General features: G+C 61.8%; 17 protein-coding genes. 6 read left to right on the top strand and 11 right to left on the bottom strand.

Going from position 1 to position 13,207, the window contains the following annotated elements; genetic code table 11:
- Positions 1-177: 177 nt before the first annotated feature.
- The 8 genes from AC1IN8_RS13740 to AC1IN8_RS13775 form a co-directional block, all read right to left on the bottom strand.
- On the bottom strand, positions 178-1,026 hold the full coding sequence (locus AC1IN8_RS13740) for a TIGR03899 family protein (RefSeq protein WP_479759176.1): 849 nt from the start codon (positions 1,024-1,026) through the stop codon (positions 178-180).
- A gap of 132 nt (positions 1,027-1,158) precedes the next feature.
- Positions 1,159-1,632 (bottom strand): DUF3299 domain-containing protein, encoded by a 474-nt coding sequence (locus AC1IN8_RS13745; RefSeq protein ID WP_139434054.1) that lies wholly within the window; start codon positions 1,630-1,632, stop codon positions 1,159-1,161.
- A 33-nt stretch (positions 1,633-1,665) separates the two neighbouring features.
- The gene (locus tag AC1IN8_RS13750) at positions 1,666-2,913 is read right to left on the bottom strand and encodes an ABC transporter permease (RefSeq protein WP_479759178.1); all 1,248 of its coding nucleotides are present in this window, start codon (positions 2,911-2,913) and stop codon (positions 1,666-1,668) included.
- 79 nt (positions 2,914-2,992) lie between these two features.
- On the bottom strand, positions 2,993-3,679 hold the full coding sequence (locus tag AC1IN8_RS13755) for an ABC transporter ATP-binding protein (RefSeq protein ID WP_479759180.1): 687 nt from the start codon (positions 3,677-3,679) through the stop codon (positions 2,993-2,995).
- A 4-nt stretch (positions 3,680-3,683) separates the two neighbouring features.
- Positions 3,684-4,295, bottom strand: a complete 612-nt coding sequence (locus AC1IN8_RS13760) for a DUF2796 domain-containing protein (RefSeq protein ID WP_479759182.1) — start codon at positions 4,293-4,295, stop codon at positions 3,684-3,686.
- A 35-nt stretch (positions 4,296-4,330) separates the two neighbouring features.
- Positions 4,331-4,621, bottom strand: coding sequence for a hypothetical protein (locus AC1IN8_RS13765; protein ID WP_479759184.1), 291 nt, complete (start codon positions 4,619-4,621; stop codon positions 4,331-4,333).
- A gap of 43 nt (positions 4,622-4,664) precedes the next feature.
- Positions 4,665-5,207 carry a YtfJ family protein gene (locus tag AC1IN8_RS13770; protein WP_139434059.1) on the bottom strand — a complete coding sequence of 181 codons (543 nt, stop codon included), beginning with the start codon at positions 5,205-5,207 and terminating at the stop codon, positions 4,665-4,667.
- A 219-nt stretch (positions 5,208-5,426) separates the two neighbouring features.
- Positions 5,427-6,305, bottom strand: coding sequence for a hypothetical protein (locus AC1IN8_RS13775; RefSeq protein WP_139434060.1), 879 nt, complete (start codon positions 6,303-6,305; stop codon positions 5,427-5,429).
- Between the two features lie 123 nt (positions 6,306-6,428).
- Between AC1IN8_RS13775 and AC1IN8_RS13780 the strand changes: the two genes are divergently transcribed.
- Positions 6,429-6,779: a hypothetical protein gene (locus AC1IN8_RS13780; protein WP_193558717.1), complete on the top strand. Its 351-nt coding sequence runs from the start codon at positions 6,429-6,431 to the stop codon at positions 6,777-6,779.
- A gap of 27 nt (positions 6,780-6,806) precedes the next feature.
- Here the strand turns inward: AC1IN8_RS13780 and ppa are convergent, their stop codons facing one another.
- Positions 6,807-7,337 (bottom strand): inorganic diphosphatase, encoded by a 531-nt coding sequence (gene ppa / locus AC1IN8_RS13785; RefSeq protein WP_005329022.1) that lies wholly within the window; start codon positions 7,335-7,337, stop codon positions 6,807-6,809.
- 234 nt (positions 7,338-7,571) lie between these two features.
- On the opposite strand from ppa, the gene mpl reads away from it, so the two are divergent.
- Together mpl and AC1IN8_RS13795 are read left to right on the top strand one after the other, a co-directional pair.
- Complete coding sequence (gene mpl / locus AC1IN8_RS13790) at positions 7,572-8,936, top strand: UDP-N-acetylmuramate:L-alanyl-gamma-D-glutamyl-meso-diaminopimelate ligase (RefSeq protein WP_479759187.1); 1,365 nt, start codon at positions 7,572-7,574, stop codon at positions 8,934-8,936.
- On the top strand, positions 8,933-9,544 hold the full coding sequence (locus AC1IN8_RS13795; protein WP_429108644.1) for a flavin prenyltransferase UbiX: 612 nt from the start codon (positions 8,933-8,935) through the stop codon (positions 9,542-9,544). Before mpl ends, AC1IN8_RS13795 begins: the two co-directional genes overlap by 4 nt.
- Before the next feature lie 79 nt (positions 9,545-9,623).
- Here the strand turns inward: AC1IN8_RS13795 and AC1IN8_RS13800 are convergent, their stop codons facing one another.
- Positions 9,624-10,238, bottom strand: coding sequence for a TetR/AcrR family transcriptional regulator (locus AC1IN8_RS13800; RefSeq protein WP_025328201.1), 615 nt, complete (start codon positions 10,236-10,238; stop codon positions 9,624-9,626).
- A 201-nt stretch (positions 10,239-10,439) separates the two neighbouring features.
- Here AC1IN8_RS13800 and hpt point away from each other — a divergent pair, with 201 nt between their 5' ends.
- The 3 genes from hpt (at position 10,440) to AC1IN8_RS13815 (ending at position 12,770) form a co-directional block, all read left to right on the top strand.
- On the top strand, positions 10,440-10,970 hold the full coding sequence (hpt, locus tag AC1IN8_RS13805) for a hypoxanthine phosphoribosyltransferase (protein WP_041205063.1): 531 nt from the start codon (positions 10,440-10,442) through the stop codon (positions 10,968-10,970).
- A gap of 112 nt (positions 10,971-11,082) precedes the next feature.
- Complete coding sequence (locus AC1IN8_RS13810) at positions 11,083-12,000, top strand: ABC transporter ATP-binding protein (protein WP_139434064.1); 918 nt, start codon at positions 11,083-11,085, stop codon at positions 11,998-12,000.
- Positions 11,997-12,770, top strand: coding sequence for an ABC transporter permease (locus AC1IN8_RS13815; protein WP_025328198.1), 774 nt, complete (start codon positions 11,997-11,999; stop codon positions 12,768-12,770). The genes AC1IN8_RS13810 and AC1IN8_RS13815 overlap by 4 nt, the downstream gene beginning before the upstream one ends.
- 60 nt (positions 12,771-12,830) lie before the next feature.
- Here the strand turns inward: AC1IN8_RS13815 and AC1IN8_RS13820 are convergent, their stop codons facing one another.
- Positions 12,831-13,178 carry a putative quinol monooxygenase gene (locus AC1IN8_RS13820; protein ID WP_139434066.1) on the bottom strand — a complete coding sequence of 116 codons (348 nt, stop codon included), beginning with the start codon at positions 13,176-13,178 and terminating at the stop codon, positions 12,831-12,833.
- Positions 13,179-13,207: the final 29 nt, after the last annotated feature.

The raw sequence follows: 13,207 nt of genomic DNA on the forward strand, positions 1-13,207 counted from the left end.
AGGCGCTTAAATTGTGTGCAGAATGCATCTTGTTTGCCCAAAACCCGGGAATCGACGAAAACGAGCCGGGCCTGCGTCTTCGCCTGCTGAATCGTTTCGCTTTTTGGGAGCCGTTTTGGCAACGGCGGGACGGGTTTCGCAATTTGGCAAGGCGGGGCCAGGGGCGCCCCGCCGGGATCAGCTGGGAAGATCAGGCTCGTCGACCGGGGCCGGCACCTGGGTCTCTATCTGCAGGTGGGTGGAGAGCAGGGTCTTCAAGTCCAGCAGGTACTCCTCCAGGGGCGGCTCTTCCAGCAGCAGGGCAAGCTCGTTGCCGATGGGGGTGAGGCGGTAATAGAGCAGGGTGAGGTTGCTCTGGCGCTGGCGCAGGCGCCAGCGCTGATTGCCGAAGGCCAGCTCGACCCCGTCCGCAGGCAGGGGACCGGATTCCAATTCGCCGCGGTGCAGCAGGCCGAGATCGCACAGCAGCAGCAGGGCGCTGTAGGGGACCCGGTATTTGCCAAGCCCCATGCGGGTGACCTTGGCGCGGCTGAGCAGGCCAGCCCCCTTGTGCATGCCCAGCAGCAGGCGCTGCTCGTCGCTGCCCTCATAGTGGCAGGAGAGGGCGCAGATGCGCTGGAACAGCTGGGCTTCGCGCTGGGTCATCTCCTTGAGGGTGTTGAGGGCCCGGATGGAGAAGCGGCCCGGGGTCGCCACCTCCAGGGCGAAGATCCGCCCCCACAGCTGCTGCATGGGCACCATGCTGATGTCTTCGGCCAGTTGCAGGAAGCGGGTCAGCCAGTCGCTGTCCATCTCGCCACCGGCCGCCGTCTCTTCACAGTGGCGGGCTGCCATCACCATGATGGCCTCCAGATTGCGCTGGCGGGCAGCCTGATCCGCCAGATGGCGGAAGGTGGCGCGCTGTTCGAAGGTGCTGTCGCTGTTGCGGGTCAGCATGCCGTCTATGCCACGGCTGCGGGCCAGGCGCAGGGTCTGCTCCTGGCTGCTCAGGATGGCACTCTCTTTCTTGGGGGGCAGGTCGGCCATGCTGGCTCCGTGATCGCAGGGTCTGGTGTTGAATGTTACTCCAACCGGGCCCATGAACAATCCCTCAGGCGGGGACGGCGCACCGGGCTCAGGATAAAAAAATGGCCTCCCGCAGGAGGCCATCGGTGTGGCTTACTCTTCGTAGACGCTGACCTCGACCGCATCCATGGAGTAGGAGGCGGTCGCCATCTCGTGGCTGGAGCTGACGGTGTGCATCTTGCCCTTGACCCAGATGGCGTCCCAGAGATCGTCCACCGGTGCCCCCTTGGGGTAGCTCACGTAGATCACCTGGTTGGTGGGGGGCGGCGGCACGTGGATGCAGGCGCCGAAGTAGGGCACCAGCAGGAAGGCGGTGATGGTCTTGGCATCCCCCTCTAGCGGCACCACGAAGCCGGGGATCCGCACCTCCTGGTTGTCCAGCTTCTTGTTCACCCCGCCCACCGGCTGCGGCACCGACATGGGATCTTCGTGATTGACCTGGGGCGGTGGCAGCAGCTTCTCCCCCTCCGGGATCAAGACGTCCCAGTCGATGGTCTTGTAATCGGCGGCCATGGCAGGCAGCACCAGCAGGCCGGCCAGCAGCGCCACTATCTTCCACTTCATCATCTGTCCTTCTTTCTTGGTCGTATGCGTCCGGGGTCAGACGCGGATGCTCATGCCGTCGCTCAGGCTGTAGCGGTAAGCGCGGGCGGCGGGGAGCAGGCCGATCACCATGCCCGCCAGCCAGACCAGCCCCAGCAGTTGCCACTCATAGGCGCTCGGCAGCCCCAGGCTCATTTGCAGGCCATAGTGGCTGAGCAGCCAGGGGGTGGCAAGCCCCTGACCGAGATAGAGCGCGGCCACCCCGAGGGCGATGCCGAGGGTGGTCAGTGCCATCGCCTCCAGCGCCAGCAGCAGGAAGAGGTGGGAAGGACCCGCGCCCAGGGATCTCAATATGGCGAGCTCGCGGCGCCGCTCGTTGAGCCCCGCCAGCAGGGTGGTCAGCATGCCGATGAGGCCCGCCACCACCACGAAACCGGCGATGACAGAGAGTGCCGTCTCCGCCACGCTCATCAGGCTCCACAGCTCCTGCAGGGCGGCCCCCGGCAGGATGGCCATCAGTGGCTCCCTGGGGTAGGTGTTGATGCTGCGCTGCAGCTGGAACGCCAAGATGCGATTACTGAGGCCCACCATAAAGGCGGTGATGGTCTTGGGGGTGAGATCCAGCGCCAGCGCCTGCTCCGGGGTGACGTTCTTGCTGTGACGGCCGGTGTCCCAGCCCAGGTGGATCGCCTCTATGCCCGCCAGCGGCACATGTATGGTGCGATCTATGGGGGTACCGGTCGGTGCCAGAATGCCCACCACCTTGAACGGCATGTTGTCGTGCTGGCTGAAGGAGGTGTTGCCGGCGCCGTGGGCGATGACGATGGCTTGATCCAGCTTGTAGCCCAGCTTCTGTGCCACCTGGGCGCCCAGCACCGCCTCGAACGGCGTCTCGAACGGACGTCCCTTGCGCAGTTGCAGCGACTGCTGCTGGCCGTACTTCAGATGGGTGAAGTAGTCGCCGTTGGTGCCGAGCACCCTGAACCCCTTGTGGGAGTCACCGAGGGAGAGGGGGATGGTCCAGGCGACGCCTGGCTTTGTCTTGATGGCCTGGTAGGAGTCCCACCCCACGTTGTTGGTGGGGTTGCCGATGCGAAACACCGAGTAGAGCAGCAGGTTCACCTGACCGGAGCGGGCGCCGACGATGAGATCGGTACCCGAGACGGTGTTGGAGAAACTTTCGCGCGCCTGGGTGCGCACCCGCTCCACCCCGAGCAGCAGGGTGACGCTGATGGCGACAGCCAGCAGGGTGAGCCCGGCGGTGAGGCGACGGGCCCAGAGACTTTGCAGGGCGAGCTTCAGCATGATGCCCTCCATTTTTTCGCTTGTGATTGACCCGACACGACGGGGCTGGCCGGGCAGAGGCCCTGGTTTGCGTCAGTCATCATGCGGCCCTCCGGTTGAGCAGTTGCAGGCTCTCCACTCGGGGGAAGAGGGGCTCCAGATAGGGGTCGTGGCTGACGAAGACGAGGGTCGACCCCTGCTTGTCGCACTCCTCGAACAGCAGCCGGATGAAGGCGGCTCTGTTGTCGGTATCCAGGGCCGAGGTGGGCTCGTCGGCGATCACCAGGGGGGGCGAGCCGATCAGCGCCCGGGCGGCGGCGACCCGCTGCTGCTGGCCGATGCTGAGGGCGTGGACGGGTCTGTGCAGCGCCTCGTCCGGCAACTGCAGCTCCCCTAGCAGGCGGCGTGCCTCCTGCTCCGGGCTCCCCTGCAGGCGGGCGCACTTCTCGGGGGAGAAGGTGAGGGCGGCGGTGACGTTGTCCAGCACGGATAAAAACGGCAGCAGATTGAACTGCTGGAAGATGTACCCCAGATTGGCCGCCCGGAAGTGGTCACGGGCACGGCCGGAGAGCCGGGCCAATGGCTGGCCCAGCACCTCCAGGGTGCCGTGGTTGGCGGTCTGGATCCCGGCCAGCAAGCCGAGCAGGGTGGACTTGCCGGAGCCCGACGGCCCCTTGATAAACACCCGTTCCCCCTCGGTGATGGTGAGGGCGGGCAGATCGAGCACTGCCTCGCCACCTGGCCAGGCAAAGGCCAGATCGCGGATCTCAACCACGGCGTTTTTCATGGCGTTACCAGCTCAGCTTGTTGGCGGACGGGGTCAGCTCGGCCGCGGTCTGGCCGGTGGGTAGTATGCCCTGCACGCTCAGCTTCTCCAGGCTCGGGTAGAGGCTGAACAGGGTGGCCTCCAGGCCATTGAGCTTGGCCGGAGTGGCGCAGGTGTAGGTATACATGGCGCCCATGTCGGCGTGACCAGTGTCGGCATGACCTTCTTCGTCATGGTGGTGTTCATGTTCGTCGCTGGCAGCCTTGTCATGGTCATGGTCATGGTCATCGTCATGATCGTGCTCATGGTCGTGATCCTCTTTGGCGGCTTGCAGCTCCTGCTGGGTCAGCTTGCAGCCGGCGGCCGGGTCCAGGCGGAACAGGGCGTCAGGCTGCTGGAGCCGGGCCACCGCCTTGGCGTATTGCGCCTTCTCTTCATCGCTCTTGGCGGCGTGCTCGAAACCCACCAGATCGGCGGCGGGTGCCTCCAGCTCGATCATCAGCTGGTTGCCGTCGACCACCAGATTGAGATGGCCGTGGCCGTGCTCGTGGGCACCGTGGCCGTGGCTCTCGTGTTCGTCGTGATGTGCCTGGGCGCCGAAGGCGGCTGCGGCCAGCAACAGGGTGATAGCTTTCATCGTTAATCCTTTTGAAAAATTGATAAGAAACTGATTCAACGGAAGAAACAATGAGGGTATGGCGGGGCTCTGATGCGGCTATGCCCTGTTGTGGTGGTGGTGATGGTCGGCAGGGTGGCGCCGACAAACAGCGCTATGGCAGAGGACGGGGTGGGGACTAAGGGGGACGGGGTCAGTGCCAGTTTGCCATCCAGATGCAGGGCGCAGAGGGAACAGGCGTGGCTATGTTCGGGCAGGTCGGCTTCGAGCGGGTGCTGTGCCAGCGCCGGTTGCATCCACAACCAGCCCAGCAGCAACACCCAGATTGTCAACGTGGAACGACCCATAGACCCTTATGGAAAGGGCGCCATCAGCGCCCTTCTCTCTGATTCAGAGATGGGACTGGATGAGCCCCATCACCTTGGTTATCTCGGTGGCATCGAGCTGGCCATCTTTGGCAAACAGCACCTTGCCCTCTTTATCCAGCACTATGATGGCCGAACTCTCCGGTGCCAGATCCCAGGCGTTGCGGGCCATGCCCTTGGCATCCAGCACCATGGCGGACCAGGGGAACTCTTTCTTGCTGTCTTCGGCGCTGCTCTTCACAAAGCCGGAGGTACCCCAGATGGCGTCATTGCTGTTGATGATGGTGACCGTCTGGTACTTGTCATGGGGCAGCTTGGCCGCCTTGATCGCCTCTATCATGGGGGCGTTGAGCTCCTTGGCACTGGAGCGACCCGCGATATGCTGGATCAGAAAGACCTTGCCGGTCAGTACCTTGCTTTGCCAGGGCTGATAGCTGATCGCTTTATCCTTCAGCACAAGCTCACCCTTGTCGCCGATGTTGACCAGCGGCACCTGGGCCGACTCCTTGATGTTGTGGGCCAGAACCAGGGTTGGCAGCAGCGCCAGGGTAAGTACGAGATGTTTCATCCGTATGACACTCCTTTGTTATGTTATAACGATTTTGGGATCGAGGGAATGGGACAACCCACATCCTAAACTGATCGGATCTGTTTAAAAAGTGTTAAATAAACGCGAGAGTTGATCAGGTCACAGCATCAATCTGCCCCTGAATCTGCAAACAACGGCGGCAAGGATGGCACGGAGTCGATAAAAATCAACTGGTTGCCCATGTTTTGGGCGCTGGACTCAATAGAGTGGCTCACTGACCAGGGGGATCTGGGCCATGGTCATCTGCTGGGCCAGCAGGGGGGAGCCGGTCAGCAGCACGTGGCGCTGGTTGTCTATCACCAGTGTGTCCCCTTCCAGCCCGCTGTCGGCAGTGATGGCGAGCCAGGCCGGCGAGACGCTGCCGATGCTGATGCCCGGATAGATGATGCTGAGGTTGTATTGCGGTGCCAGCTCCGCCAGCAGGCTGGCCATCAGCAGCGCCTTCTCGTCGCTGTCGGCCTTGTTGTCCTGCAGGGCCTGCAGGGGAGGGGCGAAGTGATCCATCTGCTCGGGTGGGGTGGGGATGGCGCTCAGCCACTCCTGCAACAGGTTGACGCTGGTGGCCAGATCCTTGGCCGAGAACTGCCGGGCCAAGGGCTTGAGGTCCCCCTTGAACTGGTAGAACAGCTGGGAGTAGTTAGGCCTCACGCAGGGGAGCTGGCGATTGGCCGGGTGCACGCAGGGCAGCACCCGCATCTCGTAGAAGGCATCTTCCTGATACTGCTCGTAGGCTTGCCAGAACTGGGTGGATTCTAAGCTGTTGTCATGCAGGGTGAAGGCCTGCTCCAGATTGCGAAACTTGGTCGCCGTCTCCGGGCTGTGCTGGTTGATCTGGTTGATGCTGTTGTAGAGCCTGGGGCTGATGTAGGAGTAGAGGGTCTCCAGCGGGTAGTTGAGGGAGGTATCGAGCAGGGTCATCTCGTGGCGGCTGGCCGAGAGGACCCGCTCGTCCGTGCTCAGTTGCAGGTGCTTGCGTTGACCGTCGGCTGATTGCCACTGCCAGCTCAGGTTGACCTCGTTGGCCATAGCCGCGGAGCCGAAGAGTAGACTCCACAGCAGGCCTTGTGCCAGTTTCATGGTGTGTATCCTGCTTGAGTGATACTAAACAACTAGGTGAGCCGACGGATTTTGGATTGGTTTAGTGATGACGATATTGGTAATTATCTGATCCAGCTTTAAATTTAATCAGGGAAATAAGTCATGCGGGAAATAACCATGAAGCCTGTTTCAATGTGTTTGCTGATATTGCTCTCTCTGCCGGCACTGGCGGGTCAGGTGATCGTCAATCAGGGCATGTCCACGGCAGATACCTTCGCCCTGCGGGATCAGCTAGCACGGGAACATGAGTGGCAGGAGTGGTTGCGGTTCCAGCAGGCCGTCAAGTGGCTGGAGGTGCTGCCGGTCAACTGCGATCTGGTGGGGGGCGCCGGGCGGGAATATCGCTGTGGCGACAACTATTACCGCCCCTATCGACAGAACGGGCGCGACCTCTATATCCAGGGGGATCCTCCCGGCCAGTCCCCGCAACGACCGATAAAAAAGGCGCCATAAGGCGCCTTTTTTTTGCGAGAGAGACGCTTACTTGGCAGCGTAACGCTCGGCAGAAGTCAGGATTTCGGCTTCGGCGGCGGCCTTGTCGCCCCAGCCTTCCACCTTGACCCACTTGCCTGCTTCCAGCTCTTTGTAGCGCTCGAAGAAGTGCTGGATCTGGGCTTTCAGCAGCTCGGGCAGGTCGTTCACATCCTGGATGTGATCGTACTGCTTGGTCAGCTTGGAGTGGGGAACGGCCACGATCTTGGCGTCTTCGCCAGATTCGTCGGTCATCTTCAGCACGCCGACTGGGCGGCAGCGGATGACGGAGCCGGCCAGCAGCGGGTAGGGAGTCGGCACCAGCACGTCGACGGGATCCCCGTCCAGGGACAGGGTGGCGTTCACGTAACCGTAGTTGCACGGGTAGAACATAGGGGTGGACATGAAGCGATCAACGAAGATGGCACCGCTGTCCTTGTCGACTTCGTATTTGATCGGGTCGGCATTCTGCGGGATTTCGATGATGACGTAGATGTCGTCAGGCAGGCTCTTGCCAGCCGGTACCAGGTTCAGGCTCATGACGTTTCCTTTGAGTGTTGGAGTCAAGTTTGCAGGCCGACATTATAGCGATGTCCCGTCAAATGACCATATTTCGCGGGCAGGGGAGCACGCTGGTGGATATCGCGCCGCCTGAGTTCGTCCGATTTCTGTCGCCTCGTCGGGGCTGACTGCGCTCTGGCCATGGTCGCGGCTTGTGCCACCGGGTCAACAGACCCTAGAATGCGCACTCCCTTTACTGGAAAAGGCAGCGGTATGCACATTCACATTCTCGGGATCTGCGGCACCTTCATGGGTGGTCTGGCGGTGTTGGCAAAACAGCTGGGCTATCGAGTCACCGGCTCGGATGCCAACGTCTATCCCCCCATGAGCACCCAGCTCGAGCAGCAAGGCATAGAGCTGACCGAGGGTTATGACCCGTCCCAGCTCGATCCGGCGCCGGATCTGGTGGTGATCGGCAATGCCATGAGCCGTGGCAACCCTTGCGTGGAGTATGTACTGGATCGCAATCTGCCCTACATCTCCGGCCCCCAGTGGCTGCTGGAGCACGTGCTTCAGGATCGCTGGGTGCTGGCCGTGGCGGGCACCCATGGCAAGACCACCACCGCCAGCATGCTGGCCTGGGTGCTGGAGTACGCCAAGCTGGAGCCCGGCTTCCTCATCGGCGGCGTACCGGGCAACTTCCCGGTTTCCGCCCGTCTGGGCGCAGCCCCCTTCTTCGTCATCGAGGCGGACGAGTATGACTGCGCCTTCTTCGACAAGCGCTCCAAGTTCGTCCACTACCACCCGCGCACCCTGGTGATGAACAACCTGGAGTTCGACCACGCGGACATCTTCCCGGATCTCGCCGCCATCCAGCGTCAGTTCCACCACCTGATGCGCACCGTGCCGAGCAATGGCCGGGTGCTCTTCCCCCAGGCCGACGACAACCTCACCGCGGTGCGCAAGATGGGCTGCTGGAGCGAGGTGGAGCTGGTGGGTCAGGACGACGCCAAGTGGAAGGCGGTCAAGCTGGCCGATGACGGCTCCGCCTTCGAGGTGTGGCTGGATGGTGTCAAGCAGGGGGAGGTGCACTGGGAGTGCATCGGCGAACACAACGTCAACAACGGTCTGATGGCCATCGCCGCCGCCCGCCATGCCGGTGTCATGGTGGAGCACGGGATCAAAGCTCTCTGCCAGTTCAAGTCCCCCAAGCGGCGGATGGAGCTCAAGGGCGAGGTGGCGGGCATCAGCGTCTATGACGACTTCGCCCACCACCCCACCGCCATCGAGACCACCCTCGGCGGCCTGCGCGCCAAGGTGGGTGAATCCCGCATCCTGGCGGTGCTGGAGCCCCGCTCCAACACCATGAAGCTCGGGGTGCATAAAGAAGAGCTGGCCGGCTGCTTCGACGGCGCCGACCAGGTGTTCTTCTTCCAGCCTGCGAACATCGGCTGGGATCTCGGCGAGGTGACAGCCCACATGAGCCGCCCGGCGCAAGTGTTTGACGATCTGGAGACCCTGATCGGCGCCCTGGTGGCCGAGAGCCGCGCGGGGGATCATATTCTGATCATGAGCAACGGCGGCTTCGGCGGCATTCACGACAAGCTGATCGCCCGCCTCAGGCAAGGCACATCATGAACAAGCAGATCACCCTGGCGCTGACCGGCGCCTCCGGCGCCCCCTATGCCCTGCGCCTGCTCCAGTGTCTGGTGCAGGCGGACTATCGGGTCTACCTGCTCGCCTCATCGGCGGCTCGTGTGGTGCTCAAGACCGAGCAGCAGCAGGAGTGGCCCGGCTCGCCGAAAGAGCTGTCGGCCCATCTCTGTCGCCAGTATGGCGCCAAAGAGGGGCAGATAATCGCCTGCGGCAAGGAGGAGTGGTTCTCGCCGGTGGCCTCCGGCTCGGCGGCGCCTAAACAGATGGTGGTCTGTCCCTGCTCCATGGGCACCGTCTCAGCCATTGCCAACGGCACCTCGGACAACCTGCTGGAGCGGGCGGCGGACGTAGTGATCAAGGAGCGCGGCCAGCTCATTCTGGTGCCCCGCGAGAGCCCCTTCTCCGCGATCCATCTGGAGAACATGCTGAAACTGGCGCGGCTCGGGGTGACCATCATGCCTGCCGCACCGGGGTTCTACCATGAGCCGAAAAGCATCGAGGATCTGGTGGACTTCATGGTCGCCCGCATTCTCGATCATCTGGGTGTCGAGCATGAGCTGACCAGTCGCTGGGGCTATGCCAAGTCCTGAGTCAGCGAGACGAAAGAGAGACAAACAAAAGCGGCGCCGACCTGAACAGTCCGGCGCCGCTTTTTATTGGCAGGGAGGATCAGACCACCTGGAGGGGGGCCGTCACGTACTTGAACAGAAAATCGGTCACCTCTTCCCGGCTCGGGCGCTGTGGCTGATTGATCATCTGCATCATGACGTAGCCGAACCCGGTCAGGGAGCGGGCCAGATCCTGCGCCGACAGCACGCTCTGGATCTCGCCGCTGTCCATGGCCGCTTGCAGGTGGGGGGCGATGCGCTCCAGCGCCTTGTCCAGCAGGCGGGTGTAACGGGGCCAGACCTCTTCCCGTACCGATGAGCTCCATTCCAGCCAGATGCTGGCGTGGTCCGGTTTGTCATAGGCGGCGTCAACGAACAGCTTCACATGGCGGTGGATGCTGTCCCTGACCGAGCCCTGGCCGTTATACGCCTGCTCGAGGATCTGCTGCACAAAGCCTTCAATCTCTGCCAGCACTTCATCGACCAGATCTTCACGGGTGTTGAAATAGTTGAACACGGTGGCAACCGAGACTTTGGCCTGCTCGGCAATCTCGGCATGTCCCGCACGGCCGATGCCGCGACGGGAAAATACCTCGATGGCACATTCCATCAATTGATCACGACGAGCCTCCGGCGACAGCCGGGTCCGACGTCTTATTTCTGCGCGTGGTTCCATAGTTTTTTCATCTAATAGTTATTGATTATGGTGTTTATAGTATTGTCACCGATAATGCCCGAAGGCTTGCTAACTCTATCAATTAAAATAAGCCGATAAAAGCATCACGTATGCCTGACGCCTTCCGGTTGGAGTGGTAGAATCATCGGTTTTGATGTTAATGAACGGCCAATAACCCTTTGGCCATTATTGGAGTATGTGATGAAACACAACGTCGAGGTGATGATCTCCGAGGCCGAGGTCGCCGCCCGGATCGCCAAACTGGGTGAAGAGATCACCGCCCGTTACCAGGGCTCCGATGAAGTCGTGATGATAGGCCTCTTGCGCGGCTCCTGCGTCTTCCTGGCCGATCTCTGCCGTCAGTGCCAGCTGCCCATCACCCTGGACTTTATGACTGCCTCCAGCTATGGCTCCGGCATGCACAGCACCCGTGACGTGCGCATCCTCAAGGATCTGGATGATGACATCAAAGGCAAGGACGTGGTGATCGTCGAGGACATCATCGACACCGGTTACACCCTCAACAAGGTGCGCGAGATCCTCTCCCTGCGCGAGCCGAAATCCCTGGCCATCTGCACCCTGCTGGACAAGCCGTCCCGTCGTGAGGTCCAGGTGCCGGTGGACTGGATTGGCTTCGCCATTCCGGACGAGTTCGTGGTGGGCTGTGGCATCGACTACGCCCAGAAGTACCGTAATCTGCCCTTCATCGGCAAGGTAGTTCCGCAAGAGTAAGCAAGGCTCGGACGTGGCAGGGCAGCTTGGCCGCCCGCCATCGACTGTCTTCAGGCGGCGCTCGAGCCGCCTTTTCTGTCTCGAGATGGGCTCATCCATCACAGGGGTTGCAATGAACGCATTGGAAATCAGCGGTCTGAAGAAGACCTATCAGGGGGGCGTCGAAGCCCTCAAGGGCATAGATCTCACCGTCAAGCAGGGGGATTTCTTCGCCCTGCTCGGCCCGAACGGGGCGGGCAAGTCCACCACCATCGGCGTGATCAGTTCGCTGGTGAACAAGAGTGCCGGCAAGGTCAAGGTGTTCGGTTACGACATCGACACCGATCTGGAGCTGGCCAAGGCCCAGCTCGGGCTGGTGCCCCAGGAGTTCAACTTCAGCCAGTTCGAGAAGGTGAGCCAGATTGTCACCCACCAGGCCGGTTTCTACGGCGTGCCAAGTGCCGAGGCCAAGGTGCGCGCCGAGAAGTACCTGCGCCAGCTCGATCTGTGGGACAAGCGCGACATGGCGGCCCGCACCCTCTCCGGTGGCATGAAGCGCCGGTTGATGATAGCCCGCGCCCTGATGCACGAGCCCAGGCTGCTGATCCTGGATGAGCCGACCGCCGGGGTGGACATCGAGATCCGTCGTTCCATGTGGAGTTTCCTCAAGGATCTGAACGAGCAGGGTGTCACCATCATACTCACCACCCATTACCTGGAAGAGGCCGAGATGCTGTGCCGCAACATCGGCATCATCGACAAGGGGCGCCTCATCGAGAACACCAGCATGAAGAACCTGCTCGGCAAGCTGGGCCGCGAGACCTTCCTGCTGGATCTGGTGCCCGGCAGCCAGGTGCCGACCCTGCCCGAATTCAACGGTCGCATGCAGGATGAGCACACCCTGGAGGTGGAGCTGGACAAGAGCCAGTCCCTCAACAGCCTGTTCGAGCAGCTCTCCGCCCAGGGGGTGAAGGTGCTGAGCATGCGCAACAAGGCAAACCGGCTGGAAGAGCTGTTCGTCAACCTGGTAGAGGAGGGTCGCAAAGCATGAACCCCATGACCTATTACATCGCCTTCAAGAGCATACTGGCCAAGGAAGTGAGCCGCTTTACCCGGATCTGGATCCAGACCCTGGTGCCGCCGGCCATCACCATGAGCCTCTACTTCGTCATCTTCGGCAACCTCATCGGCTCGCGCATCGGCGACATGGGGGGCTTCAGCTACATGGAGTTCATCGTGCCCGGCCTCATCATGATGTCGGTCATCACCAACTCCTACTCCAACGTCGCCTCCTCCTTCTACAGCGCCAAGTTCCAGCGCAACGTGGAGGAGCTGCTGGTGGCGCCAGTGCCCAACTACATCATCATCGCCGGCTACGTGGGCGGCGGCGTGGCACGGGGTCTGTGTGTCGGCCTCATCGTCACCCTGGTGTCGCTGTTCTTCGTGCCGCTGCAGGTCCACCACCTGTTCAGCGTCTGCTTCACCGTGCTGCTGACCTCGATCCTGTTCTCCCTGGGGGGGCTCATCAACGCCGTGTTCGCGAAGTCGTTCGATGACATCAGCATCATCCCGACCTTCATCCTGACGCCGCTCACCTATCTGGGAGGGGTCTTCTACTCCATCAGCCTGTTGCCGCCGTTCTGGCAGGGGGTCTCCCAGGTGAACCCCATCATCTACATGGTGAATGCGTTCCGCTACGGCTTCCTCGGCATCTCCGACGTGCCGCTCGGCACCGCCTACCTCATCATCATCGGCTTCATCGTCGCCCTCTACGGGCTGGCCTGGTGGCTGATTTCCCGGGGTACCGGGCTGCGCCACTGAGGCGCAGCCGGCCAGCAAAAAGGCGCCCTCGGGCACCTTTTTATGTGCTTGAGATCTGCCTCAGAGGGCAGGGGCGTCATAGTCCGCCGGCTCGTCGCTGTAGACGCAGACGTTCCACTTGGCCGCCAGCCCCTCTTCGGCCAGACAGTAACGCTCGAAGAAGGCCTTGATCTCGGCGCGCTGGCAGTGGGCCTCGAAGCTGGCCATGTCTTGCCAGATCTCGTTGAAGACGATGGGGAAGCTCTCCCCCTCGGCGAAGGGGCTGGCAATGTGGCGGGTGACTCTGTACTGCAGGCAGCCGTCTTCCCTCAGGGTGTTGGGCTCCAGCCCCTGCAAGACCTGGAACAGGGCCTGTTCCTTGCCCGGCTTGGGCAGGAACTGGGCGATGCAATAAACCTTCTTGGACATCTTTGTCTCCTTGCCGTGTCTCAACCCTG

Source organism: Aeromonas sp. 130281 (genome assembly GCF_056642115.1).